We start from the raw sequence: 26441 nt of genomic DNA, 5'->3' as shown, positions 1-26441 counted from the left end.
CGAACAAAAGATCTGATATCGAACAACCTGTTCGAGTATCGTGTCCGGGACCAAGGGGTCGTCAACGTGCGATCCCGGCCGGCCGTGCGGTAGCGAACCGATCGGCGAAACTGTCCGGAAACCGGAGGCCGCGATGCCCGACGACAGGCGTGTCCGCCGCACCCGTCGCGCGCTGCACCAGGCGTTGATCGAACTGGTGCTGGAGAAGGGCTACGAGCGGATCAGCGTGCGGGAGATCCTGGACCGCGCGGATGTCGTCCGCTCCACGTTCTACGCGCACTACCAGGACAAGGACGCCCTGCTGTTCAGCTGCTTCGAGGAGATGCTCGGCCAGCTGCGTGACGCGGTCAGCACGCTGTCCCCGACCGACACCGCGCGGCCGGCCGAGCTGCTCTACCGGCACGCCTACGAGCACCGCACGGTGTACCGGGCGCTCTGCGGCCGTCAGGGCGGCAACCTGGTGGCCGGTCACCTGCAGCGGATGGTCGGCCAGGTGCTGACCGAGCACCTGAGCGGGCCGCTGGCCGAATCCGGGTCGGGCCTGCCGGTCGACCTGGTCGTCGAGCACTACACCAACACCACGCTGGGCCTGCTCGGCTGGTGGGTCACGCACGACTTCCGCCACGGCCCGGCCTGGCTGACCGAAGCGTGGCGGAAGCTGGCGCTGCCCGGCCTGCGCTCTGTACTGGAGGCACCGGCCGCGGCGCGCTGATCATTCGCCGCCGGCCGCCTGATCGCGCCACAGCGAGCAGCCCAAGCCGATCAAGGCCACGCCGACCGGGACGGCCAGCGGCCGGTTGAACGACTCCGGAAGCACCGCGAGCGCGACTGTGGCGACCGTGCCCACGGCGAGCAGCGCCGCGGCCCACCGGGCGAGGACGCGCGCCCGGAACAGCGCGATGCCGAACAGGCAGCCGCCCGCGAGATAGCCGACGGAGCTGACCACGAAGACGATCCGCATGGCGCCGATGTCATGGGTTGCGGTGCCGCCGAAGGCGACGGCGAGGACGTCCGCGACGTAGCCCGGCGCGGTGTGCGCCAGCGCGGGCAGCACAGCCGCGGCGACGACCTCGACGCTCAGCACGAGCAGGTAGCCGGCGGCGAACAGCACATAACCGACGAAGCCGAGAATCCCGGCCTGCCGGACTTGACGCACGTACATGCCGGTGATGCCCGCGAGCGCCAGCGCGGCCATGAGCATCTTCGCCGTGCTGCGCACGGCCCAGTCGGTCGTGGTGACCGTCGAGACGGTCATGGCCGGATGGCCGATCTGGACCGCGATGAACAGCGCCCCCGCGATCGCGGCGCAGATGCCGGCCGCGCGCGAAAGCCTCCCCGCGGTGGGCGCCATGGTGACGGGTCTTGCTGTCGTACTCATGCCTGGCTCCTCGCAAGTGCCCACCGGAGGTGTACGTCGTACACCTTTCGTGCGGCAAAGCTAGGCGTACGATGTACACCTGTCAAGGCCGGGCACGGTCAGGAGACGAGAGGACCGCGATGCAGGAAACCGCCGCGGCCACCGGCCGCGACCGGCTCAACCGCGCCAAGGTGCTGCGCGCCGCCGTCGGATTGGCGGACGAGGGCGGCTTCGAGGCACTGACCATGCGGGGACTGGCGGCCCGGCTCGGCGTCGTTCCGATGGCGCTGTACAAGCACGTGGCGGACAAGCGCGAGCTCCTCGACGGCATGGTCGACCTGGTCTTCGCCGAGGTCGAGGTGCCGGTCGGCGTCGGCTGGCGGACCGCTCTGCGCGCACGCGCCTCGTCGATGCGGGAGGCGCTGCTGCGGCACCCGTGGGCGGTCGGCCGGATGGAGACGGGCACTCCGGGACCGGCGAACCTGCACCACCACAACGAGGTGATGCGCTGCCTCCGCCGTGACGCGGGTTTTCCCTTTCGCCTGGCCGTGCACGCCTACAACCTGATGGACGCCTACGTCTACGGGTTCGCCCTCCAGGAGAAGACCCTCGCCGGCGACATCCCGGCGGAGGCGGCGCGACGCCGGGACGCCGTCGCCGCCCGGCAACCATCCGGGGTCGAGGACTACCCCTACCTCGCCGAGGTGGTCACGGAACTGGCGAAGACGGGGTTCGCGTTCGCCGACGAGTTCGAGTTCGGGCTCGACCTCATCCTCGACGGCCTCGGCGGCATGGCCGACGACGGCGGCCGGCCGCGGTGACCCGCACGCCTGCCGCCCCGACGACAGGGTGATCACCGCGGCCGGCCGCCGTCTACCCCGGACGGCGCATCCTCAGGCCGTCGTCAGTGACCTACCCACTCCACCCCGGTGTTCAACCGTTTCGGGCGTGGACCGGCTCAGAGCTTGTAGAAGTCCGTGTAGTGGTTGGGCGAGAACCAGACCGCGCCGGCGGTCAGGTCGACCACGATGCGGTAGGCGTCGCGGGCCGCGCCGCAGGTGCGCGGGTAGACGTCGAACTCGCGGAACGAGTGGCCGGCCGGCAGTTCGCCCTCGAGGTTCTGGTAGGTGCCGCCCGCGTAGTTGCACTTGCCGCCGGGCCAGTCGTACCAGCCGCGCGTACCGGGGTAGCCCTTGCTCTGCCAGATGGTGTTGGCCGAGCGGGCGTCCGAGCAGCGGGACTGCGTGCAGGAGCTGTACACGGTGGCGTCGGCGGCCGTGGTGCTGACGCCGAGCGTGGCCGCCACCGCGGTGACGGTCACGGCGAGCCGGGAAAGCAGGGAAGCGGGCACGGAACCTCCTCGTCTCGAACGGGCATCGGAATGATGACTGCCGCGCTTCGCCGGAAGGAGACCGGAAAGATGCCGATCCGGTGAATTTCCGGCGACGGGAGCGTCTCGCCCAGGCCATTGGCCGCGGTGAAAGTTTCCCCGGGAAAGTGTTGCGGCAGCTCACAGCGGGTACGCGGGCCGGGTGACCACTTATCGCGACACCTCGGCCGACGAGCAGGCGACGATGCCCTCGTCCGTCAATTCTCATTTGTCGGTCTTCGACCGTTTTGCCACCGCCACGAACGAATTTACGTCCCGGGCCTGGTTCTTCGTGGTGTGCGTGCTGATCGTGGTGTTGTGGGCGCCGTCGATCTTCGTCCTGAAGAGCGTCGACACCTGGCAGCTGATCATCAACACCGCGACCACCATCGTGACGTTCCTGCTCGTCGCCCTGCTCCAGAACACCCAAAAACGCTCAGACGACGCCACCCAGCACAAATTGAACGCCATCGCCCAGGGCTTGAGCGACCTGATGTACCGGCTCGCCGACGACCGCCCCGAACTGCACCGCGACTGCCGGCAGCTGCGCCAGGCAGTCGGTCTCGAAGACCGCGAAAGCGCGTCCTAGCGGGCACTGTCCACCTGCGACACGGCGTGCCTCAGCCGCGGGGAACGGTGAACAGCCGCAACGCGCCGTGGTCACTCCGGGCGGCGAGGGTCCGGCCGTCCGGGCTGAAGGCCAGCGCGCCGCCCGTTCCGGGGCTGCCCGCGCCGATCTGCGCGCCGTTCCGGTGTTCCACAGCCCACCGCGCCTCCTTCCGCGGTCAGCGTGTGGCCGTCCGGGCTGAACGTCACCGCCGCCACCGCGTACGGAACGGTGATCGGCTCGAAGTCGTCGTGCGGCGCGCTCGCGGTGACGAGCAGCCGGCCGTCCGGGCTCGGTTTGGCGCCGGGGCCCTTGTCCTCGGTCATACCGGCCGAACCGATCCGGCCGCCGCCGACGTCCCGCAGGTGCACGCCGATGTCCTCCGCGGACTCCGGGACGGGCGTGACGGCCACGATGCGGCCGTCCGCGCTGAGCGCCGCCTCTTTGGCTTCGTTGCGCCGGTTGCCGTCGAGCGCGAGGCTGAGGGTGTTCTGGCCGGTCGGGCGCCCGGCCGCCGCTTCCCACGTCCGGACGACACAGAATCCGTTGTCCGCCTTCGTCGTCACCAGGGTGCGGCTGTCCACGGTGAACGCCACGTCGGCACCCCGGCGGTAATTCCCGAGGGCCGAGCAGCTGACCGACCGGGCGGCGCGTGGCCACGTCCCACACCTGCACGGTCTGATCGTCGTAGAGCGCGGCCAGCGTGCGGCCGTCCGGGCTCGCCGAGCTGCGCGATCGACGGCGGCATCGAAGGTGGCGGCGCAGGCCACAGCGTCCAGGCGACCAGCGCGGCGGCGGCGCGCGGTCCCGGCCCGGTCGCCGCGCCGCCCACGTCCAGCCCGCCCAGAGGACGACGGCCACTCCCAGCACGGTCACGGCGGCGCCGCCGCCCACCTCGGCCGCCACCGGCAGGCCCGGCGTCCGCTCGAAGTCCGCGAGGGCGACCAGGGCGGACAGCAGGCCGAGGCCGCCGGCGGCGGCGCCGAGCAGGAACCCTCCGACGGCGGCGGCCCGGCCCCCGCCAACCCTGGTGAACCGGACCGTCCTCGCGCACAGCGTGCCGACGGGCACGGCGTCAACGACGAGCCGGCGTTCAAGCCGAGACCGAGGCGCGGCCAGACCGTGACTGCGTCCCCGTTCACCAAAGCCGACGACGCCGCCGAAGAGGAGCGCGGCCAGCGCGGCAGCCAGCGCCGCCGACGCCACGACGGCGTGCCGGCTCTTCGGACGGAGGTGCGCCGGTCGTCATGACCGCCGTCTCGCTCAGCTCGTCCTCCTTCCGCCGCAGGCCCGAGGCCCTGTCCGTCCAGGACGGACAGGGTCTCAGACGACGCTCACGTCAACGGATGCCGACGCTTGTGGTGTACGTGTCCTGGTCATTGGCGATCGACGCGTTCGGTGCGCCCGCCTCGCAACTGCGCGGCGGAACGCCGGGAGTGCCGGTACCCGGGCAGAGGAACAGGTCCGGTGGGCGCGTGTCCGACCAGACCGGGTACGCCGTGCGGGCCGTGACCGCGATTCCCGCGTAGTCGCCGTAGAACGTGCCGCTGAACTGGGTCGGCGGTGGCATGCTTCCCGACGTCGCCCGGATGTGGGTGACGCCGGCGCCGGACGCGGCCGACACCGTGATGTCCGAGAATCCCGTCGTCTCGTCCGCGCCGTACTGGCGGTCGTAGTAGCTCACCACGAACGTGCCGTCCGGGGTGAACGCCGCTCCCTGCCAGAACTGGTCGGTGCGGGCCTGGCCGGCGGCCGTCGTCACCACCGGCAGCTGCCGGACGTCGGTCGTGCCGCCGGTGAACGACGCGCCGGAGTTCGCCGAGGCCGACAGCACGATGTCGTTGTTGCACGTACCGTTCTTCACGCCGGTGTAGCGGTTGACGCCGGTTGCCGGGTTGAACCCCGCCGGTGCGCAGCCGGTGTTCTCGTCGGAGTTCCGGTTGATGTACGAGCCGTACGTGACCAGGATCCGGTCCGGGTGCCGCGGGTCGACGCCGCCGATCGGGTAGTTGCTCGCGCGGAACACCGAATTCGCCGACGGGCCCTTCTCCGGGACGCACGCGCGCCCGGGGTCCTGGCCGTTCTGGTAGGTCGCGCAGTCGGGCAGCTCGTGGTAGTTGCCGACCAGCACCGGGGCCGCGAACGTCCGGCCGCCGTCGGCCGAGCGGGCCAGCAGGACCTGGTTGTGGTTGTCGGCCGCGTTCGCGGTGGCGTTGTTGAAGTTGTTGAACACCACGTACAGCGCGCCGTCCGGGCCGACGAACGGCTGCGAGTCCTGGTTCTGGTTGCAGCGCCCGCGCGGCGTCGGGAAGCCGAGGGCGTTGGCGCACAACGGAGTGTCGGCGCTGACGAGCACCGGCGCCGAGAACGTTTCGCCGTAGTCGGCGGAGTATGCCTCGTAGATGTAGCCGGTGCCGTCGTCGGCGAACGTCGTCCAGGACACGTAGACGCGGTCGCGGAACGGGCTGCGCGGATTGGCGTCCACCGTCAGAAGTTGCTTGTCCAGCAGGAAGTTCCCGGCGCCGGCGGTGTCGTCGTGCGCGGCGACCGGACGTCCCGGGAAGTTCCAGGACGCGCCGTCGGTACCGGTCGAGCGGAAGACCAGGAACGCGCTGGACTGGTCCGGGTTCGGCGAGACGGTGTTGCCGCGGTTGAAGACCTGGCAGGACAGGTAGGCGTTGCCGCGCGAATCCCAGGCCACCGACGTGTCCCCGCCGGACTGCCAGTACTCCCGTGGCGCGCCGCCGAAGCCGCGGCTGAAGCCGTTCGGTGTGGTCGCGTCGGACCACGTGCGGGCGCCGTCGAGGGAATAGCTGACGCCGCAGGTGCCGTCGCCGCGGCGGTAGTCGTTGTAGGTGGCGATGACGTGGTCCGGGTGGTTCGGGTCGGCCGCCGCCCAGGTCTCGTTCTGCGCCTGCCCCCGGCCCTGCAGGTCCGGGTCGGCGATGTTCAGGCAGTTCTGGTTGACCTTGACGTCGGCGCCGAACCGGTTCGCGCACGGCGCCGCGGCCGACGGCCGGGCGCGGTTCGGGGCCAGCGCCCGGGCGGCGTTCGCCGGATCTTCGCCGTTGAGGACGGTGGACAGCAGCCCGGAAACATGGCGCTGCTGGAGCTTGCTCAGCTGGTGGTAACCGAACGGCCGCGCGGTCGCCGGCGAACCGGCGGACAAGCCGATGGCTGCGGTACTCAGAATGGTCATGCTGATCACGGAAATGGTGCGGGGACGCGGCACGGCGTGCTCCCTTGATCGACCGGGTTTCCGGTGCACGGCCAGCCACACGGACTCCGCCGTGCCTTGGCCGCCGTTGGCATCGTCGCCGGGAAACACCGATCCGTTACCGCTGATCCGGCTGTCTTTTTCGGACAAGGTAAGCGCACGGCCAACTCGTCCCCCGTTCAGCGGCCGCCGAAGGTTCTTGACCGGTCGAGCCCGGAATGGTCGCCGCACGTGGCGCGACAAGCCGAATTCGCCCATTTCCCGCAATCGGGATGTCCGCCCGGCCAGGTCCACCACATGGCGGATTTACCGCGGCGGATCGGAGTGGCTGGATCGACATTCGTCATGGCCCGCAGCGGCGACCCCGCTGCCCGCCTCGTTTCCTCACTTCGACGCCAGAAGGTGAACGTGCCATGCCGCTTTCCCGAAAACCCCTGACCGCCGCATTACTGCCCGCCGTCGTGGTCGGCGGGCTCCTGGCCGGCACGACGTCCGCGTCCGCGAACGTCGCCGTGACCCAGGTCAGCTCCGACCCGTTCACCGACGCGCAAGCCCAGCACAGAACCGAGGTCGAACCCGACACGTTCGCCTTCGGGTCCACGATCGTTTCGGCCTTCCAGGTCGGACGCGTCTTCGGCGGCGGCTCGTCCGACGTCGGGTTCGCGACCTCCACCGACGGCGGCGCCACCTGGACCCACGGCTTCCTGCCCGGCACCACCGCCAACACCGGCGGCGCCTGCGGCCAGATCAGCGACGCCGCCGTCGCCTTCGACGCCAAGCACAACGTCTGGCTGATCTCCTCGCTCGGCGTCAACTGCCCCAGCGGCACCCCGGTGTTCACCAGCCGCTCCACCGACGGCGGGAAGACCTTCGGCAACCCCGTCACCACCGCCACCGGGTCGCTGGACAAGAACTGGATCGTCTGCGACAACACCGCGACCAGCCCGTTCTTCGGCACCTGCTACACCGAGTACGACATCACGAGTTCCGGCGACTCGATCCGGATGAAGACCTCGACCGACGGCGGCCTGACGTGGGGACCCGCCCGGGCTCCCGCCGGCGCGCACACCGGGCTCGGCGGCCAGCCGGTCGTGCAGCCGAACGGCACCGTCGTCGTCCCCTACCTCTCGCTCAACGACCAGATCCGCAGCTTCCGCTCCGCCAACGGCGGCGCGACCTGGTCCTCGACCGTCCAGGTCGCGGCGGTCAGCCACCACGACGCGGCCGGCGGCCTGCGCGAAGAAGCCCTGCCCAGCGCCGAAACCGACAGCGCGGGCACGGTCTACGTCGCCTGGTCGGACTGCCGGTTCCGCGCCGGCTGCCCGAGCAACGACATCGTGCTGAGCAGGTCCGCCGACGGCACCACGTGGACCACGCCGGCGCGCGTGCCGATCGACGCCACCACCAGCACCGTCGACCACTTCGTCCCCGGCCTCGGCGTCGACCCGTCGACTTCCGGCGCGAGCGCCCGGATCGGCCTGACGTACTACTACTACCCCGACGCCGCCTGCACGGCCTCGACCTGCCGGCTCGACGTCGGGTTCGTCTCGTCGGTCGACGGCGGGACGAGCTGGAGCGGCGCCACCCAGGTCGCCGGGCCGATGAACCTGTCGTGGATCCCGGACACGTCGCAGGGCCGGATGTTCGGCGACTACATCTCCACGTCCGTGCGGGCCGGCGGCAACGCCTTCCCGGTCGTGCCGATCGCCTCGGCCCCGAGCGGCTCGACGTTCGCGATGGGCATGTTCGCCCCGGCCGGCGGCCTGCCCCTGACCGGCGGCGCCCGCCGCGCCGCCGGCACTCCGGCGCCACAGGTGCCCGCGGCAGCGAGTGCCGTGACGGCGTTCTGACGTCCGCCCGCTGTGCCCACCTCGCCGGGCCGAGGTGGGCACAAGGGGTGCCTTCCCAGGCGAGGAACCTGGTCACCTCGGCGGCGAAGTCCCGGGGAACTGGAAGAGGAAGCCGTGACCGCCGTTCGCATACAGGACGACCTTCCCGGCGGCGTTGCTGCCCGTCGCCCAGTCCAGGAGCGCGTGCAGCTGTGCCTTGCTGCCCTAGGCCGAAACAGCGGTTCCCGGACGACGTCAGCCGCGGCTCCAGCCGGCGACGCTCGCCCCGCCGCCTGGGCCGATCTCCAGCGTCTTCTGCGGCGCACCGGGAGTCCCCTCGACCTTGCCGGGGTTGCTCCCGGGCCGCGGCGGAGCTGCGGGCAGCGGGCGGGACGGCGCCGGGCGCGGCCCGCGTCGGCCCCGCCGCCGAATTGACGTCCCCGGAGCTGCAGATCGCCCACCTGGCCGCGTCCGGGCTGACCAACCGGGAGATCGCCGACCGCATCTACGTGTCGCACCGGACGGTCGCCGCCCACCTGTACAAGGTGTTCCCGAAGCTCGGGATCACCAGCCGCAGCCAGCTGCACGCGGCGCTCGGCGGCGCCGCGCCTCAGGAGTACGTCACGTCGTAGCCCGCCGGGTCGCGGGTCATCGGGCCGGCAGGTCCAGCAGGTCGAGGAACGCGGTCGCCGCCGGCGTGCGGCCCGCGCCGCTCCAGATGAGGTATTCGACGCGCGTCGGCGCGTCGGTGATCTCGATGGTCGCCAGACCCGTCAGCTGGGGGACGTAGGCCGCCGGGAGCAAGGCGATCGCCAGGCCCTTCCGCACGAGCCGGGCCATCATGAAGTCCGCGGTGGTGACCTCGAAGGCGACCTCGCGGGTCAGGCCCGCGGCGGCGAACGCCTCGTCCGACTGCGCCCGCGCGGCGGACTGCGGTGGCAGGTCGATGAACGTCTCGGACGCAGCCGGGCGAGGTCGACGACCGGCTCGGACGCCAGCGGGTGGTCCGGCGCGACGACCGCGACCAGCCGGTCCCTGGCCAGCTCGCGCGCGGTGACGCCGGCCGGTCGCGTGCTGGTCGGCAACCCCAGGAACGCGACCTCGATCTTGCCCTGCCTGACCTGCTCGGTGAGCTCCTCGCTGCCGCCGACCCGGATGTTCAGCCGGACCTGCGGGTAGCGGCGGCGGAAGCGGCTCAGCGCGTCCGGGATGTCGACGGCGGCCACGGTGGGGATCAGGCCGAGGGCGAGCCTGCCGCGCACCTGACCGGTCACGGCCCCGACGTCGGCGACCGCCCGCTCGGCGGCGTTGAGGCTTTCGCGGGCCGCGGCCACGAAGGCCTCGCCGGCCGGCGTGATCCGGACGTGCCGGCTCGTGCGCTCGAACAGGCGCGCCCCCAGCTCCCGTTCGAGTGCGGCGACCTGCCTGCTCAGCGCGGATTGGACGACCAGGCACTGCTCCGCGGCGCGGGTGAAGCTGTTCGTCTCGGCGACGGCGAGCACGTAACGCATCTGCTGGAGCTCCATGGATCAATGATCCTACGGCATCGCTGAGGTGACGACATTGCGTTGGACTCATCGCTCGCCGGCGGCGAAACTCGGATCGTGGCCCAGCCACCCGCGAGGCACCATCGCGGCTTTCCGCTCGATTTCCCTGTCTGCGCAGGGATGTTCCGAAGGACATCCATGACCACATCCCGTACTGTCCCGCGCGCGTCGACCCGGGCGTGGGCGGGCGTCGCGGCCATCACCGCGAGCCTGTTCGTCTTCGTCACCACCGAACTGATGCCCGTCGGGCTGCTCACCCCGATCAGCGCTGGCCTGTCCGTCTCCGTCGGCCTCGCGGGCATGATGGTGACGCTGTACGGCATCTCGGCCGGAGTCGGGGTGCCGTTCCTGGTGGCCTGGAGCCGCACGGTGAACCGCCGCGCGCTCCTCGCCGCGCTGCTGGTGATCATGGCGCTCGGCAACCTCGTCACGGCCGTCTCGCCGAACTTCCCGGTCGTGCTCGCCGCCCGGCTGGTGACCGGTTTCGCGCACGGCGTGTTCTGGGCGATCGGCGTCGCCATGGCGATGCGGCTCGTGCCCGGCGACAAGGCGAGCAAGGCCGCCGCGGTGGTGCTGTCGGGCATGTCGATCGCGACCGTCGCGGGCATGCCGCTGGGCACGTTCATCGAGAGCCTGACCGGCTGGCGCACCACGTTCCTCATCTGGAGCGGCCTGAGCGTGGTGGTGCTCCTCGCCGTCGTGCTCACGCTGCCGTCGCTGCCGTCCCGCAGCGCCGTCCCGGTACGGGAGGTGTTCGCGCTGCCGCTGCGCAACGGGCGGCTGAGGGTCGTGATGACGACCGTCGCGCTGTACGTGCTCGGGCACTTCGGCGCCTACACGTTCATCCGGCCCCTGATGGAGCAGCGGGCCGGGATGTCGCCGGTGTGGATCACCGGGCTGCTGATCGTCTTCGGGGTCGGCGGCGCGGCCGGCAACTTCGTCGCCGGGCACACGGTCACCACGAACATGCGCGCGACGTTCATCGCGGCCTGCACGGGCCTCGTCGGGTCGCTGCTGCTGGTCCTGCTGATCGGCACCGGCCCGGCCGGCCTGGCCGTGGCGGTGGTGCTGTGGGGCGTGTCGTTCGGCGCGGCGAACCTCTGCCAGGTCAACATGATGCTCGCCGCGGCCCCGGACACCTTCGAAGCCGCGATGTCGCTCAACACCATGGGTTACAACATCTCCATCGCGCTGGGCGCGCTGCTGGGCGGGCTGTTCGCGACGGGGTTCGGAACCACCGGCGCGGTGTGGTTCGGCGTCGCGTTGACGGCCGTCGCGCTGCTGACCGCTTTCGGCGCCCACCGCGACGGCGCCGCTCCGGCATCGGCTGAGGACGAGGTCGCGCAGCCGTGAACCCGGCCGCCGGTCCCGACGAGGTGTCCACTGTGGACAAGGTCGGCTCCGCGGCCCCGCCACGGCTCGACGGCGCACTGGTGCGCGACCCGGCCACGCGCCGGCGGGCCGCGGACGGCTTCGGGCATCTCGTGCACGCGGTCCCCGAGGCGGTGCTGCGCCCGGGCCCGGCCGAGGACGTCGCGGCCGTCGTGCGGTGGGCCGGTCCGCAGCCCGCTGTTCCGGCGTCCCGGCGCGCCGGTCGCTCCGTGCCGAACGCGTCACGGTGGCGGCCGGCACCTCGACCCCGTCAGCGCCCTGCCCTTGTCCGCGTCCGGCCGGCGGCCCGGCACGGGACCGGGTCGCCGCCGCCAGACGGGCCGACGACCCGGCCCGCGTCCGCACCCCCGGCCATGGGCTCTTCGCCGCCGGTCAAGGCTGACGCCGGGGCGGGAGGTGGCCGGTCAGCCGCTCCCAGTTGCCCGATCCGATGGCCGCCTTCTCCTCCTCGGTGAACGGCGCGTTCTCGAGGAACGACCGGGCCACTCCCCCGCTGGTGTCCAGGTACGGGAAGCCGCCGGGGCGGGTGCCGAAGGTGTAGGGGTAGTCGGTCGAGTAGAGCATGCGGCCGGTGCCGACGACCTCGGCCGTCCAGCGCAGGTAGCGCTCGCTGACCGTGCCGCTGCCGGCCACCCAGAAGTTCTCGCGGAAGTAGCCGGCCAGCGGCCGCTCCAGCCGCGCCATGTCGCGCAGGTAGCCGATGTGGTCGAGGTAGAACAGGACGACCTCGCCCCAGTGCCCGGCGATCACCTGCAGATCGGGGTGGCGGTCGAACACCCCGGCGAAGATCATCCGCAGGTACTGCACGCCCAGGTCGTAGTACCAGCCGACCCCCGCGGTCGCCAGCACCGGCCCGACTCCGTGGGGCAGGCCGGAGTAGTACGCCTCCTGGACCGCCCGTACCGGGGGCTGCGGGTGGAAGTGCAGCGGCACGCGGAGCCGTTCCGCGGTCGCGTAAAGGTCGTCGAACTCCGGCGCGTCGGCCAGTTTGTCGCCGGTCCGGCCGTACAGCATCGCGCCGCGGAAACCGAGTCCGGTGACCGCGCGCTCCAGTTCCGCCGCGGCGGCTTCGGGCGAGGACGTCGGGACGGCCGCGAAGGCCTGGAACCGCTCAGGATGGGTCGCGACGATCTCGGCGAGCGCGTCGTTGGCCGCACGCGCGACGCTCACGGCGTCGGCCGCCGGGAGGTTCTGCACGCCTGGCGCGGCCAGCGACAGCACCGCCGTGTCGATGCCCTGGTCGTCCATGTCGGCCAGGCGCCCTTCGCCGACGTCGCGCAGCCGGCGGGTGACCGGGTGGTCGTCACCGTAGACGTTCGGCCGGAGTCCGGCCTTCTGCCAGGCGTCCTCCAGGACGGGCAGCACCACGTGTTCCTCGAGGCCGACGATGCGCAGCTTCCCGGGCATGTCCCACGCTCCCTTGATCTGTGTTTCCAGCGATACCAGTCCAAACGTATCACTGATGTGATCAATGGAAGCAACCCGGTGTTGCCATCGGTATTACACCGGGTCTTCCCGCCGGCCGGGCGGCCGGCGGGAAGACCGTGCGGATCAGGGCAAGGTCAGCCCGTACGCCCGCAGCGCCGCGGGGACCGGCTGGAAGAACGTCTCGCCGCCGGATTGGCAGTCGCCGCTGCCGCCGGAGGTCAGGCCGATCGCCGTCGCGCCGTCGAACAACGCGCCGCCGCTGTCGCCCGGCTCGGCGCAGACGTCGGTGTCGATCAGGCCGGAGACGCTGCCCTCTTCGTAGTTCACCGTCGCGTCGAGACCGGTGACGGTGCCGGAATGGACGCCGCTGGTCGAACCGCTGCGCGTCACCTGCTCGCCGACCGAAGCGTCGCCGGCGCCGGTGATCTCCTGGCCCGTGTTGACCGCGCTGGGTCCTTCGGCGCCCGGGTCGTAGGCGGCGTAGGAGTAGTCCGTGCCCGGGAAGTCGGCCGCCTGCGTACTCGCGATGTGCTGGTAGTTCGCGGAATCGGCCCACCAGTCGTTCGTGGCGACCCCGCAGTGGCCCGCCGTGAGGAAGCCCGGGTTGCCGCTCGAGTCGTGCACGTTGAAGCCGAGCGAGCAGCGCAGGCCCTGGCCCCAGATCGCGTCCCCGCCGCTGAGCAGCGGACGCAGCCGGGCCGCGGTGCGTTCGAGGCGGGCCTTGGCGCCGAAGCCGTGCACCGCCGCCGTCAGCCGGGCCAGCGCCGCGCCGGTGACCGTGGGGTCGGCGGTCACCCGCACCTGCCCGGTGCGGGGGTCGATCCGCCACGCCGTGCCGGGGACGCGCTCGGCGCGGTTCAGCTCACCGGTCACGGCGGCCAGCTCGGAAGCGCGGAAGGGCACCAGCCGCGGCAGCGCACCGGCGGCGCGGACCTGCCCGGCCGCCGCCGCGTCGGTCACCGTGACGACGAGGTGGGCGTTTTCGTAGTAGGCGCCCACGGTGCGGTCGCCGAGCGCGCTCGTGAGCCGTTCGCCGAGCGCCGTCGCGGCGCGGGCGCTCATCGGCTCCGCGGCGGACGCCGGGGACGGCGCGGTGAGGGCGAACCCGGCGGCGAGCGCCGCGGCCGCGCAGATCGCGCCACCGCGCCGGAACCGGGAAACCGGAAATGCAATGGACATGGGTCATCTCCATACTCGTGGGATGGGGTGATGACACACCGGTGCTTTTTTCCGAAAGCGCGCGCAGCGGTCAGCGTAGGCGCTCGGGAAGCGGGCCTTCCACCCACTAAAGTCGCGCTCGGAAATCGGCGGGGAAAGCGTGTGCGGCCCATTGTGCGCGACGCAGCATGCCCCGTCCACATCGGACGGGGTTCGCCGCATTGTCCACGAAAGCCGCTGTGAGGACACTGAGAGCGGCCCGCCCGGGGACGCGCACCCCGGACGGGCGGGAACTCAGCTCACCTGCAGATCGATACAGGAGTAGAACGCGTTCGCCGTGTCCGCGATGTTCCAGACCGCCAGCACCTTCTGGCGTCCGGTGTGGCTGCCCAGGTTCACCTGGTGCGACACGGTCGACGGCGGCTGCTGATTGTTGCCGCTGATGTCGGCGATCTTCTGGTTGCCGATGTAGTACTCGTAGTTCGCCGTGCGGTGGCGCGCGGTGAAGGTCCACGTGAACGTCACCGTGCGGCCGACCGGCGTCGCGTGCCAGCCCTTGCTGTCGTCGTTGAGCTCGGCGAACCGGGCGAGACCGCCGTTGCAGGACTTCAGGCCCTTCGGCCCTTCCACGCTCTGGGGTTCGTACTGGACGCTGCCGCAGGGCACCGTGTGCTGGGCGCACTGCGCCTGCCTGCTCGCCGGGGAGTTGACGTAGCCGTGCGCGCTCGCGATCCCGGCGGGGTTCGCCACCACCAGCACCGGGGCGAGCAGCGCGCCCGCCGCGGCCGCGGCCAGTTTGCGGTTCATACCAGCTCCTTCTCCGGACAGGCTCGCCGTCCGCCGGGCACGGCGGAACCGCGGGCCGGACCGGGCGTGCGGTCCGCCGCGAACGGGAAAGGGCGGCGAGCGAGGAAATTGTGGTCTAGACCATACGTCGGATCGTTACAAAGGTCAACGGCTGGCAAAGTCTTGCCTCATGTTGGTAAGGCGCCAACTGTCACCCGATGTTCCGGTCAGCGGGACCCGCCGGGCGGACCGGGCGGCGGCGCGCGGACCGCCTGCCTCTAGGATTCCGCCGGTGACCACCTACGACGACACGTTCGAGCACCTCGACCCCTCGGCCCTGCCGGAACGGCAGCAGAAGATCCTGGTGGCGATCCGGGACTGGGTGGTCCGGCACGGCTACTCCCCCAGCACCCGCGAGATCGGCGAGGCGGTCGGGCTGCAGTCGACGTCGTCGGTGTCGAAGCACCTGGCGAGCCTGGAGGACAAGGGTTTCCTGCGCCGCGGTGCCACCGTGTCGCGGCCGATCGACGTCCGCGCGTTCCTCCAGGGCGGCGAAGCGCGCGAGGACGGCGACTCGGTGCCGGTGCCCGTCGTCGGCGACATCGCCGCCGGCACGCCGATCTCGGCCGTGGAACACGTCGACGACGTCATGAAGCTGCCGCGCGGCCTCACCGGGCGCGGCACGGTCTTCGGCCTGCGGGTGCGCGGCGACTCGATGATCGACGCCGCCATCTGCGACGGCGACATCGTCGTGGTGAAGCAGCAGACCGAGGCGCACTCCGGGCAGATCGTCGCGGCGATGATCGACGAGGAGGCGACGGTCAAGGTGTACCGCCGCCGCAACGGCCACGTGTACCTCGAGCCCCGCAACCCGGCCTACGAGGTCATCGACGGCGACCGGGCGGCGATCCTGGGTGTGGTCGTCTCGGTGCTGCGGAGCGTCTGACCGGCTTCATCGGGGTGACCGGCGAGCGCGAGCGTCGCCATCCGCCGGCCTCCAGGCCGGCCGAGGCACCGGTGCGCGCCGAAGGGACGTGCCGGTGTGTCACCGCCGCACGCCCCGCAGTCTCCGGCGGGCCGGCCGCGTGGTCACGACCGGGCGGCAAGGCCGTCGAGGTGGAGCACTCCGCCGGTGTGGTGCTCGGCCACGAAGTCGGGCCCCTTCGTGACCAGACGCGCGATCGCCGTCGCGTGGCCGTGGCCGAGGCCGTGTTCAGTCTTCAGCCACGTGACGACTTCGCCGTGCTTCGTGAGGTTCTTCTCCGCCGCCAGCGCGAGGAAGGCGCGCGGGGTGATGCCGGTCTGCTGCTCGGCGTTGTCGAGGTAGGCCTGGAAAGACATGGTGACTCCCGCATCTGGCCGAAGGTTCTTCGGTTCTGGCTACGTATCACCAAAGTCGCACCGACAACTTTTTTTGTCAAGACTTCTTCGCGACCACCGCGAGCGTCGTGTACGGCAGCACGAACCGGCCGCCGAGCGCGTCGATCGCCGCGCCGACACCGGCGAGCACGTCCGCCAGCGCGTCCGGGGCCAGGCCGGTGAGACCGCCCGTCGTGGGCAGGAAGTCCAGCCACTCGTCCCGCGTGTACGACCGCTCCCAGGTGAACCGCCAGCGCTCGGGCTCATCGAAGCGGCCCGACTCGCGGATCCCGTCACCGAACCGGGTGAACATGACGTCGTAGATCTCGGCCGCACTCCGGGACTCCCCCGCGAACGGCGAGTCGGGCAGCACCCGCCGGTAGCCTTCGGCGAGAGCGTCCGCGACCGCGGCCGGCGGCTGGAAGACGTGCGCGAAGAGGGCGAGCAGCCCACCGGGGCGCAGCACCCCGGCCGCCTTGGCCGGGCCCACGACGGGGTCGACCCAGTGCCACGCCTGACCGGCGACGACCGCGTCGAAGGTGCGGCCGCCGGTGTCCCAGTCCTCGAACGTCGCCACCTCGACGTCGATGCCGCCGGCGCGCGCGAAATCGGCCATCCGCGCGTCGGGGTCGACGCCGAGCACCCGGCAGCCGGCGTCGCGGAACTGCCGCGCTTCGATGCCGGTGCCGCAGCCGACGTCGAGGACGTCGAGACCGGGACTCGCGGCGACGATCCGGTCGACCAGCTCGCGGGGGTAGCTCGGACGGGCACGGTCGTAACGGTCGGCGTCGACGCCGAAGGACTCGGCCACCCGCCGCGCTTCATGAGGTTGAGTGGGCATGCGCCCACTTTAATGGGCGCTTGCCCACTCGGGCAACCGTGTGGGCGTTCGCCGGGGGCGTAACGGAGAATGGGGGCATGCCGACCGGGGTGCACCTGCGTGATGTGCGCAAGCAGCTGTTCGACGCGGCCGAGCGGGTGCTGCTGCGGGACGGTCCGAGCGGGCTGACGAGCCGGGCGGTGACGGCGGAGGCGGACGTGGCGAAGGGCGTGCTGCACCGGCATTTCGCGGATTTCGACGCGTTCCTGGCGGAGCTGGTGACCGACCGGATCGCGCGCGTGTCGGATCAGGGGGCGCTGCTGCGGGCGGCGGCGGGGACGCGGACGGTGGCGGCGAACCTGGTGGACGCGCTGGCGGAGGTGTTCGACCCGGTGGCGCTGGCGTTGACGAGCTTGGTGTTCTTCCGTGACGAGCTGCGGGCGAGGGTGCGCGGCCGGGGCGAGGGGTTACCGCTTTTGGCGGAAGCGCGCGAGATGCTGGCGGGTTACCTGGCGGAGGAGCGGGCGCTGGGCCGCATCGCGGCGGACGCGGACGTGGAGTCGCTGGGGTTGTCCCTGGTGGGAGCGGGTCACCTGGTGTTCGCGGGCCGCCGCCGAGGAACGCGGCCAAGCGGCGAAGAGCTGACGAAGGTGGTCACGACGATCACGGCGGACGTGGTCCAGCGGAGACTGCTGTAAAGGTCCACAAAGGACAACCGGCGGCCGGGCCCGCGGCCGCCCCAAGGCCAACCGGCGCCGGTCCATAACCGCCCCAACGCCAACCAGCGCCGGGCCGTAGCCGCCCCAAGGCCAACGGGCGCCGGTCCATAACCGCCCAACGCCAACCTGCGCCGGGTCGTAGCCGCCCCAAGGCCAACGGGCGCCGGGCCGTAGCCGCCTAGGGCGAATGGGTGGCGGGTCCATAACCGCCTCAAGGCCCGACCCGCGCCGGGTCGTAGCCCCCAAGCCCGACCCGCGCCGGGCCGTAGCCACCCCAGGCCGACCCGCGCCGGGCCGTAGCCGCCCAGGGCGAACGGGTGGCAGGTCCGTTACCGCCCCCGGGGCGAACCGACGGCCGGGATGCCGACGCGACCACGCGAAGGGGGTCCGGGGGCGTGCCCCCGGCCGGGGCGTGGGGGCTGGGCCCCCACAAGACACAAAGAGAGGGCTGAGGTCCACGCACTCCGTGGACACAGCCCTCTCAGCCATCTCGTGGGCGATACTGGGATCGAACCAGTGACCTCTTCGGTGTGAACGAAGCGCTCTCCCCCTGAGCTAATCGCCCGTGGTGCGGATTTCCACGAGGTCCGGGGGTGGACTCGTGGTGCGCGATACTGGGATTGAACCAGTGACCTCTTCCGTGTCAGGGAAGCGCTCTCCCGCTGAGCTAATCGCGCGCGGCGGATCTCCGTACTCGCGGAAGCATATCGGATGCCTGCGGAGCGCCAGCGGGGGGTGGGGTGTGACCGCGCGCACGGCGGAAATCGCCGTGACACGAAGGGGCCGAAACGGGCAGACTGCAGGGACACCCGCCTTCCTCCCGACCGTCGCCGGCCTCGAAGGCGGCCATTCCGCCGGCGCGGCCGACCTGGAGCTTCCGCCTCGATGACCGACACCGTGTCCACTCCGCCCGCCGACCTGCCTCGCGCTCCGGTGCGCGCGGGACTCCTCATCGGGGTCCTGGTGCTGTCCGCGTTCGTGATGATCCTGAACGAGACGATCCTGAGTGTCGCGTTGCGCGACCTGACCGTCGACCTGCGGGTGCCGACGACGACCGTGCAGTGGCTGACCAGCGGGTTCCTGCTGACGATGGCCGTCGTCATTCCCACCACCGGGTTCCTGCTGGAGCGGTTCTCGCCGCGGCAGGTGTTCCTGTTCTCGCTGTCGGCGTTCAGCCTCGGGACGTTGCTGTGCGGCCTGGCGCCCGGGTTCGGGATGCTGATGGCCGGGCGCGTGGTGCAGGCGTGCGGCACGGCGGTGATGCTGCCGCTGCTGATGACGACGGTGATGCGGCTGGTGCCGCCGGAGCGGCGGGGCGCGACGATGGGCACGATCACGATCGTCATCGCGGTCGCGCCCGCGATCGGGCCGACGATCGGTGGCGCGGTCCTGTCGGGTCTGGGCTGGCGCTGGATGTTCTGGATCGTGCTGCCGCTTTCGGTGGCGGCGCTGGTGGCCGGTGCGCTGCAGCTGCGGCTGGACAGCGAGACGCGGCGGGTGCCGCTGGACGTGCCGTCGGTGCTGCTGTCGGCGATCGGGTTCGGCGGCGTGCTGTACGGGCTGTCGGCGAGCGGTGAGCAGGCCGGGGCGGAGCCGCTGGTGCCGTCGTGGGTGCCGATCGTCGTGGGCGTGGCCGCGCTGGTGGTGTTCACGTGGCGGCAGCTGCGGCTGCAGCGCCGGGACCGGGCGCTGCTGGACCTGCGGCCGTTCACGCACCGGAGTTTCGTGGTGGCGCTGGTGCTGACGGCGCTGCTGTTCGTGTGCCTGATCGGCGCGGCGGCGATCCTGCTGCCGCTGTACCTGCAGACGGTGCTGCACACGAGCACGTTCGTCAGCGGGCTGGCGGTGCTGCCCGGTGGTCTGGTGCTGGGGCTGCTGGGCCGTCCGGTGGGGGCGCTGTTCGACAAGGTGGGGGCCCGTCCGCTGGTGATCCCGGGCGCGGCGGCGATGGCCGGGTCGCTGTGGCTGTTCACGACGCTGGGGCCGGCGTCGCCGCTGATCGCGGTGATCGGCATCCACGTGCTGCTGATGGCGGGGCTCGGGCTGATGATGACGCCGCTGTTCACCGAGTCGCTGGGCGTGCTGCCGGATCACCTGTACTCGCACGGGAGCGCGATCCTGTCGACGCTGCAGCAGGTGGCGGGCGCGCTGGGCACGGCGGTGTTCGTGAGCGTGGCGACGCTCGGCAGTGCCGACACGACCGCCGGGAGCCCGGACGCGGCCGGGCTGCGGGCCGCGTTCGTGGTGGCCGGGGTGGTCGGGCTGGTCGCCTTCGCGGGCACCTGGCTGATCCGGCGCTCGACGGGGACGACGGCCTCGCACTGAGCGAGGCGTCCACTTCGGACGCCGGTCCCGCTTCCGCCCGGCGAAGGCTGGGGGGAGACCTGCGAGCGGAAGCGGGAGTTCGAGGCCGGTACGGGGGTCGCCTCGCGGCGAGTGGCGCGACACGGCTCCGGGCGGACCGGTGTTCCGTGAAGGCAAGGGGTGAGGCCCGGGGACTCCACCGTACCGACAAGGGGTACAACGCTCGGCGCACGCCGATGTTCCCGACGTGACCGGGCTCATGCCGCCGTGCTGGTCGTGAGCGGGAAACGGTGTTCTGACCCTGTTTCCCGCTCACGACCGGCACCGGGTCGGAACGGGCCGTGCCGGCTAGTCCTTGACCTTCGGCGTCGCCCGCACTCCGGTGTGCAGGTACCGCTCCCCCGTCGGCAGCGTGTAGAACGTCACCGACACCCAGCCCCGCATGCCCGCCGGGCGGTGGGCGAAGTGGCCCGGGGCGATCGGGACCAGCTCGTCCTCCGTTGTCGGGTCCGGGACCAGTTCCGCCAGGGAACCCGTCACCGTCTGGCGGATCCGGAGCTTGCCCTCGCGCGTCAGGATCTCGATCCGCATCGACTCCCGCTCGTACACGCCGAGGTACTCCGCCACGTCCACCGCCGGCGGCGCCGCCGGCGGCTCCAGCGGACGCGGCATCGCCACTCCGGCCAGCTCCGCGAAGATCTCCCGGTACAGCTCCTCGTACAGGTCGTGGGCACTGCCGCCGTTGGTGAGCAGCGTGACCGCCATTTCCTGCTCCGGCAGCACCCGCAGGAACGCCGACTGCCCGATCGTGTTGCCGTCGTGGCCGATCAGGCGGTGGCCGTCCCAGCCGAAGCGGATCCAGCCGAGGCCCCACGAGTCGCCGAGCGTGTGCTTGTCCGGCATCTCGGCCTGTTCCGCCGTCATGGCCGCCGCCGACTCCGCCGACAGCAGCCGCGTGCCGTCCGGGCCCAGGCCGCCCGTCAGGTGCAGGCGCGCGAACGCCAGGACGTCCGCCGCCGACGCCGTGATCAGCCCCGCCGGGCCCGCCGAGCGCGGCAGGCCCCACGCGGGCGCCGGCTGGGGCTGTTCGTCGCCCGCCGCCACGTGGCCCATCGCCGCGCGGAACAGCAGCGCCTCCTCCGGCAGGGTCCCCGTGCGGGTGAGCCCCAGCGGGGTGAACAGCCGCTCGCGCAGGGCCGCGTCCCACGTCTTGCCCGTCAGCTTCTCGATCACGCGCCCGGCGAGGACGAAGCCCGAGTTGCAGTACGACAGCGTCGCGCCCAGCGGGTGCGTCTGCGCCGCCTGGTCGAGCACCTCCACGTACTTCTCGACGCAGTCGTCGCCGCGGCCGGTGTCGGTGAACACGTCGCCGTCGATGCCGCTCGTGTGCGTCAGCAGGTGCCGCAGCGTCACCTTCTTCGTGACGTCGGGGTCGGCCAGCCGCAGCTCCGGCAGCACGTCGGCGATCGGCGCGTCCAGCCGCAGCAGGCCTTCGTCGACCAGCTGCATCGCGACGGTCGCCGTCCACACCTTGGTGATCGACCCGATCTGGAACACCGAGTCGTCGGTGACCTCGACCCCGGTCGCCTTGTTCAGCACGCCGCAGCTCGCCACGACCTGGTCGTCGCCGCGCAGGATGCCGAGCGTCGCCCCGGGCACGCGGTGCTTGCGCGCGAGCTCGGCGAGGCGCCGCCGCCAGTGCGCGACGTCGAGCGGCACCCGCGCCGGCTTGCCCGGCTCGCCCGCGTACCGGCCGACCCAGTCGAGGATCCGGCGGTTGAAGTCCATCCGGTGCGACGGCTTCCCGTCGAGGATGAACAGGTGTGACGCGCCGGGGTAGAGCACCAGCCGGGTCGGCACGCCCTGCTCGCGCAGCGCGGTGAACCACTGCTCGGCCTGCCCGGCCGGGCACCGGTCGTCGGCGGCGCCGTGCACCACCAGGGTCGGCGTGCGCACCTTTTCCACCTGCGCCAGCGGGGAAAGCGCGGCGTAGTGCGCCCGGTTTTCCGCCGGGACGGCCCCCAGCTCGCCGACGCCGAGGTAGTGCCCGCTGTCGGACGTGCCCGCCATGCTCACCACGTCGCTCACCACCCCGCCCGCGACGGCCGCGGCGAACCGGTCGTCGCGGCTGGTCAGGTAGCAGGTCATGTAGCCGCCGTAGCTGTAGCCGGCCACGGCGAGCCGGCGCGCGTCCGCCACCCCTTCGGCGACGAGCTGGTCGAGCGGCTCGAGGAAGTCCTTCGCGTCGGCCAGGCCCCAGGCGCCGATCGCGGCGGTGTAGAACGCTTCGCCGTAGCCGTCGCTGCCGCGCGGGTTGAGCAGCAGCACCGCCCAGCCCTGGGCGGCGAGCCGCTGGTGATACAGGTGCACGGCGTCGGCGGTGCCGTTCCACGCGTTGTGCGGGCCGCCGTGGATGTCCAGCAGCAGCGGCCGCGGTCCGGTGACGGCGGGGTCGCGCAGCAGCCAGCCGTGCACGACCGTGCCGTCGGAGACGGTGAACTCCCGCTCCTCGTGGCGGAACAGCTCGATGTCGGCCGGGCTGTGCGCGGTGCGCACCGCCACCGCTCCCCCGGTCAGGTCGACCGTGGCGATCTCGCCGTAGGACGTGGGTGTGGCCAGCACGATCGCCGCCGTGTTCCCGGCGACGCTCAGGCCCGCCACGGCGGTCCCGTTTTCGCCGGCGACCCGCCGCGGCTCGCCACCTCCGGAGCCGACGGCGTAGAGGTGCGTGCAGCCGCGGTCCCGGACGCAGAACAGCACGGTGGACCCGGCGAGCTGCGGGAGCGCGCCGGGATACCCCGGGCCACCCGGCATGACGTTGCGGTCGAGCGACGCGGCCAGGTCGGCGGTCTCGCCGCCGTCCACCGGCACCCGCAGCAGGCCGGTGTGCCCCGCGGCGGTGTCGCGGCGTCCGACGACGAGCACCGCCGCGCCGTCGGCGGTCCAGGTGACCGGCCCGGCCATGCCTTCGCCGGAACCGGCCAGGCGCGGTTCGGCGGTGCGGTCGCCGGGCTCGAGGACGTAGACGCCCGATCGGAAGGTCAGGTCGGCGTCGGCGTCCCGGGCCGCCGGGAAGGCCAGCCGGGTGCCGTCCGGCGACCAGGCCGGGTCGCCCGCGTGCCAGTCGCCGGACGTGACCTGCCGGACCTCGCCGGTGGCGACGTCGAGGACGTGGACGTGCTTGCGCAGCGTGCGCAGCAGCCCGGCGCCGTCGGCCTTGAAGTCGAGCCGGTCGGCGACCACCGGGGCGCTCGCGCGGCGGGCCCGCGCGCTGTCGTCCTCACCTTCGTCGGCGGCGAGGTCGACCGGGGCGCTGAAGGCGATCTCGGCGCCGTCGGGGCGCCACACCGGGGTGCCCGCGCCGAGCGGGAGCGTGGTGACCTGCTCGGGTTCGCCGCCGTCGGCGGGCAGCAGCCACAGCTGCGCCGGGCCGTCCTGGGCGCGCAGGAACGCGAGCCGCGTGCCGTCCGGGGCGAACGCCGGTGCGACGTCGGCCGTGCCCCGGGTGAGCCGGCGCGCCTCGCCGTCCCCGGCCGCCGGCACCTGCCAGAGCGACCGGGTGTCCTCGTCCCGGTCGCGGTCGGCGGTGCGCAGCACGTACACGATGCGGGTGCCGTCGGGCGAGATCGCCGGTTGCTCGGGGAACTCCAGCGTGTACAGGTCGTCGAGGCCGAGGCGTCGGGTCATGCGGGTCTCCTTGTGGGATAACGGGTCTCACGCGGCGAAGTGGCAGGCCGCGCGGTGCGGCCGGTGCGCGGCGCCGTCGGCCGGGTCGGCCTGGGTGCAGACGGTGCGGTCGGTGTGCACGAGCGGGCCGATCGGGCACCGCGGGTGGTAGCGGCAGCCGGCGGGCGGGTGGTGCGGGTCGGCCGGTTCGGTGTCGGCGAGCGCGTCGTCGCCGGTGTCGTCGAGCAGGCGGCGGTGCGCCGAGGGCGCCGCGGCCAGCAGGTCCCGCGTGTACGGGTGCCGCGGGTCCGACAGCACCTGCTCCGCGGGCCCGGCTTCGACGATCCGGCCGAGGTACATCACCGCGACGATGTCGCTGACGTACCGCACGACGGCGAGGTTGTGCGAGATGAACAGCATCGACAGCGCCAGCCGCCGTTGCACGTCCCGGACCAGGTTGAGCACGGCGCCCTGCACCGAGACGTCCAGCGCCGAGGTGATCTCGTCGGCGATCAGCACCTTCGGCTGCCCGGCGAGCGCGCGGGCGAGCGCCACGCGCTGGCGTTGGCCGCCGGAGAGCTGGCCGGGCAGCATGGCGGCGCGTTCCGGGTCCAGGTTCACCAGCTCGAGCAGCCGCGTCACCTCGGCCCGCCGCGCCGCGCGCGAAGTCCCGCGGGGCATGGCCTCGGTGATCGACTCGCCGATGGCCATCCGCGGGTCCAGCGACGAATACGGGTCCTGGAACACCATCTGCAGCGGGCGGCGCCGGGGCAGCCGCCGCACGTCGGTGCCGTCGAGCAGCACCCGGCCGGCACTGACCGGCGCGAGCCCGACCGCCGCCCGCGCCAGCGTCGACTTGCCGGAGCCGGACTCGCCGACCAGGCCGACGACCTGCCCGGACGGGACGGTCAGGCTGACCCCGTCGACCGCGGTCAGCCCGCCGTAGCGGACGCTCACCACGTCGAACTCCAGTGCGCTCACGCGGCACCCTCCTCTCGCGACTGTCCGGAAAGGACGGTCACCGCGGTCTCGTGCGGGTGCCAGCAGGCGACCCGGTGGCCGTGCGCCATCGGCGCGAGGACCGGGTCCTCGGCGCGGCAGCGGTCGCTCGCCAGCGGGCAGCGGGCGGCGAACGCGCAGCCCGGCGGCACCTGGTCCGGCTCGGGCGGGCGGCCGGGGATCACGGCCAGTGCCGCCTCGCGGTCGGTTTCGAGGTCGACCGTCGTGGCCAGCAGCGCCCGCGTGTACGGGTGCCGGGCCGCGTCCGGCAGCGCCGCGGTCGGCAGGTCTTCCACGACGCGCCCGGCGTACATCACCAGCATCCGTTCGCACGTCTGGGAAACCACGGCGATGTCGTGGCTGATCAGCAGGATCGCCGCGCCTTCGGTCTCCCGCGTGCGGGCGAGCAGGCGCAGCACCTGCCGCTGCACGGTGACGTCGAGCGCGGTCGTCGGCTCGTCGGCGATGACCAGCTTCGGCTCACCCATCAGGCCCATGCCGATCATCGCCCGCTGCCGCATGCCGCCGGAGAACTCGTGCGGGTACTGGCGGGCCCGCCGCGCCGCGGCCGGGACGCGCACCGCGGCGAGCCGGTCGACCGCGCGGGCGAACGCCTGGCGCCGCGACAGGCCGTGGTGCTGCTCGGACACCTCGGCCAGCTGCCGGCCGACGCGCCGGGCCGGGTTGAACGACGTCATCGGGTCCTGGAACACCATCGCCAGCGCCGTGCCGAGCTCGCGGTCCGACGCGTCCGCCAGCGGCTTGCCGCCGAACTCCAGCCGGTCGGCGGTGACGACGCCGGGCGCTTCGATCAGGCGGGACACGGCCAGCGCGGTCAGGCTCTTGCCGGAGCCGGACTCGCCGACGACCCCGATCGCTTCCCCGGCGCGGACGCTGAAGCTCACCCCGCGGACCGGCACGATCCAGCCGCCCGGTCCCGGGAAGGCCACCTGGAGGTTCTCGACCACGAGCACCGCGCCGGCATCGGGGGTTTCCGCCGCCGACGGGCGGGGCGCGGGCAGCGGACCGGCCGCGCGCCGCGTCGCCCGGGTGCGCAGGCCGACCACCGCGGCCACGGTCTCCCCGGCCAGGTTGAACGACAGCCCGGCCAGGACCACCGCGGCGCAGGGCGCGAGCGCCGCGACCGGGTTCACGTAGATGCCGTCGAGGCCTTCCCGCAGCAGGCGTCCCCAGTCGTAGTCCGGCGCCTGCACGCCGATCCCGAGGAACGACAGCCCGGCGAAGGCGAGCAGCGCCGAACCCGCCCCGATCGTCGCGTTCACGACGAGCGGCTCGCCGATGTTCGGCAGCACGTGCCGGGCGAGCAGCCGGATCCGGCCGACACCGGAAACCCGCGCCGCCGCGACGAAGTCGCGTCCGCTCACCGACGCCGACAGCGTCTGCACGAGCCGGGCGAACGCGGGCGCCACCGCGAACCCGATCGCCAGCACCGCGCCCTGGGTGCCCACGCCGAAGATCACCGCGAGGAACAACGCCAGCAGCAGCCCGGGGAACGCGACGGCGATGTTGACCACGGCGGTCAGCAGCCGGCCCGCCCACCGCGGCAGCACGGCGGGCAGCGTCCCGAGGACGACGCCGGCGACGACACCGATCGCCGTGGCGAGCACCGCCAGCCCGATGGACAGCCGCGTGGCCACGAGCGTGCGGAACAACAGGTCGCGGCCGAGCGAGTCGGTGCCGAACGGGTGCGCCCCGGACGGGCCCTGGCCGATCGCGTCGGTGTCGATCGCCGCGGCCGCGTCGCCCCAGAGGATCGGCGCGAGCACCGCCAGCACCACGACCGCCGCCAGCAGCAGCGCCGAGCAGGCGCCCACCGGCGTGCGCACGGCCGCCGCCCAGACCGAACCGCGTCGTCGTGCCATC

General features: G+C 72.5%; 21 protein-coding genes, 2 tRNA genes and 1 pseudogene. 9 read left to right on the top strand and 15 right to left on the bottom strand.

Annotated features, from left to right (window positions below):
• Nucleotides 1-133 precede the first annotated feature (133 nt).
• Entirely contained in the window at nt 134-712 is a 579-nt protein-coding gene (locus tag BT341_RS23730; protein ID WP_072478373.1) for a TetR/AcrR family transcriptional regulator, read from the top strand.
• On the opposite strand, the gene BT341_RS23725 is transcribed toward BT341_RS23730, so the two are convergent.
• On the bottom strand, nt 713-1378 hold the full coding sequence (locus tag BT341_RS23725; RefSeq protein ID WP_218177762.1) for a hypothetical protein: 666 nt from the start codon (nt 1376-1378) through the stop codon (nt 713-715). It lies immediately after the preceding gene.
• 119 nt (nt 1379-1497) lie between these two features.
• Here BT341_RS23725 and BT341_RS23720 point away from each other — a divergent pair, with 119 nt between their 5' ends.
• On the top strand, nt 1498-2178 hold the full coding sequence (locus BT341_RS23720; protein WP_177328885.1) for a TetR/AcrR family transcriptional regulator C-terminal domain-containing protein: 681 nt from the start codon (nt 1498-1500) through the stop codon (nt 2176-2178).
• 137 nt (nt 2179-2315) lie between these two features.
• On the opposite strand, the gene BT341_RS23715 is transcribed toward BT341_RS23720, so the two are convergent.
• Nucleotides 2316-2708 (bottom strand): ribonuclease domain-containing protein, encoded by a 393-nt coding sequence (locus BT341_RS23715; RefSeq protein WP_072478371.1) that lies wholly within the window; start codon nt 2706-2708, stop codon nt 2316-2318.
• A gap of 181 nt (nt 2709-2889) precedes the next feature.
• Between BT341_RS23715 and BT341_RS23710 the strand changes: the two genes are divergently transcribed.
• Nucleotides 2890-3315 (top strand): low affinity iron permease family protein, encoded by a 426-nt coding sequence (locus BT341_RS23710; RefSeq protein WP_245805082.1) that lies wholly within the window; start codon nt 2890-2892, stop codon nt 3313-3315.
• A gap of 71 nt (nt 3316-3386) precedes the next feature.
• Here BT341_RS23710 and BT341_RS23705 read toward each other — a convergent pair whose 3' ends face one another.
• Both BT341_RS23705 and BT341_RS23700 read right to left on the bottom strand, forming a co-directional pair.
• Nucleotides 3387-3929, bottom strand: a complete 543-nt coding sequence (locus BT341_RS23705) for a WD40 repeat domain-containing protein (RefSeq protein WP_072478370.1) — start codon at nt 3927-3929, stop codon at nt 3387-3389.
• Nucleotides 3930-4672: 743 nt separating this feature from the next.
• Nucleotides 4673-6532 (bottom strand): sialidase family protein, encoded by a 1860-nt coding sequence (locus BT341_RS23700; RefSeq protein WP_245805081.1) that lies wholly within the window; start codon nt 6530-6532, stop codon nt 4673-4675.
• Between the two features lie 431 nt (nt 6533-6963).
• Between BT341_RS23700 and BT341_RS23695 the strand changes: the two genes are divergently transcribed.
• Complete coding sequence (locus BT341_RS23695) at nt 6964-8400, top strand: sialidase family protein (protein ID WP_072478368.1); 1437 nt, start codon at nt 6964-6966, stop codon at nt 8398-8400.
• Between the two features lie 410 nt (nt 8401-8810).
• Nucleotides 8811-9011, top strand: a complete 201-nt coding sequence (locus BT341_RS46655) for a response regulator transcription factor (RefSeq protein ID WP_342750225.1) — start codon at nt 8811-8813, stop codon at nt 9009-9011.
• A 16-nt stretch (nt 9012-9027) separates the two neighbouring features.
• Here the strand turns inward: BT341_RS46655 and BT341_RS23685 are convergent.
• Nucleotides 9028-9905: pseudogene (locus tag BT341_RS23685) on the bottom strand (LysR family transcriptional regulator).
• Between the two features lie 159 nt (nt 9906-10064).
• Between BT341_RS23685 and BT341_RS23680 the strand changes: the two are divergent.
• The gene (locus BT341_RS23680; protein WP_072478367.1) at nt 10065-11279 is read left to right on the top strand and encodes an MFS transporter; all 1215 of its coding nucleotides are present in this window, start codon (nt 10065-10067) and stop codon (nt 11277-11279) included.
• 411 nt (nt 11280-11690) lie between these two features.
• Here the strand turns inward: BT341_RS23680 and BT341_RS23675 are convergent, their stop codons facing one another.
• From BT341_RS23675 to BT341_RS23665, 3 genes are all read right to left on the bottom strand, one after another.
• The gene (locus tag BT341_RS23675) at nt 11691-12725 is read right to left on the bottom strand and encodes an amidohydrolase family protein (protein WP_072478366.1); all 1035 of its coding nucleotides are present in this window, start codon (nt 12723-12725) and stop codon (nt 11691-11693) included.
• A 144-nt stretch (nt 12726-12869) separates the two neighbouring features.
• Complete coding sequence (locus BT341_RS23670; RefSeq protein ID WP_072478365.1) at nt 12870-13925, bottom strand: S1 family peptidase; 1056 nt, start codon at nt 13923-13925, stop codon at nt 12870-12872.
• 273 nt (nt 13926-14198) lie between these two features.
• The gene (locus BT341_RS23665) at nt 14199-14711 is read right to left on the bottom strand and encodes a lytic polysaccharide monooxygenase auxiliary activity family 9 protein (protein WP_072478364.1); all 513 of its coding nucleotides are present in this window, start codon (nt 14709-14711) and stop codon (nt 14199-14201) included.
• A gap of 271 nt (nt 14712-14982) precedes the next feature.
• On the opposite strand from BT341_RS23665, the gene lexA reads away from it, so the two are divergent.
• A complete protein-coding gene (gene lexA / locus BT341_RS23660; protein WP_072478363.1) occupies nt 14983-15636 on the top strand; it encodes a transcriptional repressor LexA in 654 nt (217 codons plus the stop codon).
• A gap of 143 nt (nt 15637-15779) precedes the next feature.
• On the opposite strand, the gene BT341_RS23655 is transcribed toward lexA, so the two are convergent.
• Together BT341_RS23655 and BT341_RS23650 are read right to left on the bottom strand one after the other, a co-directional pair.
• The gene (locus tag BT341_RS23655; RefSeq protein ID WP_072478362.1) at nt 15780-16031 is read right to left on the bottom strand and encodes a DUF4287 domain-containing protein; all 252 of its coding nucleotides are present in this window, start codon (nt 16029-16031) and stop codon (nt 15780-15782) included.
• 76 nt (nt 16032-16107) lie between these two features.
• Nucleotides 16108-16860: a class I SAM-dependent methyltransferase gene (locus BT341_RS23650; RefSeq protein WP_072478361.1), complete on the bottom strand. Its 753-nt coding sequence runs from the start codon at nt 16858-16860 to the stop codon at nt 16108-16110.
• A gap of 107 nt (nt 16861-16967) precedes the next feature.
• On the opposite strand from BT341_RS23650, the gene BT341_RS23645 reads away from it, so the two are divergent.
• A complete protein-coding gene (locus tag BT341_RS23645) occupies nt 16968-17567 on the top strand; it encodes a TetR/AcrR family transcriptional regulator (RefSeq protein ID WP_072478360.1) in 600 nt (199 codons plus the stop codon).
• Nucleotides 17568-18081: 514 nt separating this feature from the next.
• Here the strand turns inward: BT341_RS23645 and BT341_RS23640 are convergent.
• Nucleotides 18082-18153, bottom strand: a tRNA-Val gene (locus tag BT341_RS23640).
• Between the two features lie 37 nt (nt 18154-18190).
• Nucleotides 18191-18265: transfer RNA gene (locus BT341_RS23635), tRNA-Val, on the bottom strand.
• Between the two features lie 208 nt (nt 18266-18473).
• On the opposite strand from BT341_RS23635, the gene BT341_RS23630 reads away from it, so the two are divergent.
• Nucleotides 18474-19913, top strand: coding sequence for a DHA2 family efflux MFS transporter permease subunit (locus BT341_RS23630; RefSeq protein WP_072478359.1), 1440 nt, complete (start codon nt 18474-18476; stop codon nt 19911-19913).
• Between the two features lie 327 nt (nt 19914-20240).
• Here BT341_RS23630 and BT341_RS23625 read toward each other — a convergent pair whose 3' ends face one another.
• Genes BT341_RS23625 through BT341_RS23615 form a run of 3 tightly spaced genes read right to left on the bottom strand, consistent with a single transcriptional unit; the run spans nt 20241 to nt 26440 of the window.
• Complete coding sequence (locus tag BT341_RS23625) at nt 20241-23579, bottom strand: serine hydrolase (protein WP_072478358.1); 3339 nt, start codon at nt 23577-23579, stop codon at nt 20241-20243.
• 27 nt (nt 23580-23606) lie between these two features.
• Nucleotides 23607-24539, bottom strand: a complete 933-nt coding sequence (locus BT341_RS23620; RefSeq protein ID WP_072478357.1) for an ABC transporter ATP-binding protein — start codon at nt 24537-24539, stop codon at nt 23607-23609.
• Complete coding sequence (locus tag BT341_RS23615) at nt 24536-26440, bottom strand: dipeptide/oligopeptide/nickel ABC transporter permease/ATP-binding protein (protein WP_072478356.1); 1905 nt, start codon at nt 26438-26440, stop codon at nt 24536-24538. Before BT341_RS23615 ends, BT341_RS23620 begins: the two co-directional genes overlap by 4 nt.
• Between the last annotated feature and the right edge of the window lies 1 nt (nt 26441).

The sequence above is a fragment of the Amycolatopsis australiensis genome (assembly GCF_900119165.1).
Classification (GTDB): domain Bacteria; phylum Actinomycetota; class Actinomycetes; order Mycobacteriales; family Pseudonocardiaceae; genus Amycolatopsis; species Amycolatopsis australiensis.
Note: the sequence above shows the minus strand (reverse complement) of the source record. Positions and strands in the feature narration are given on the sequence as shown.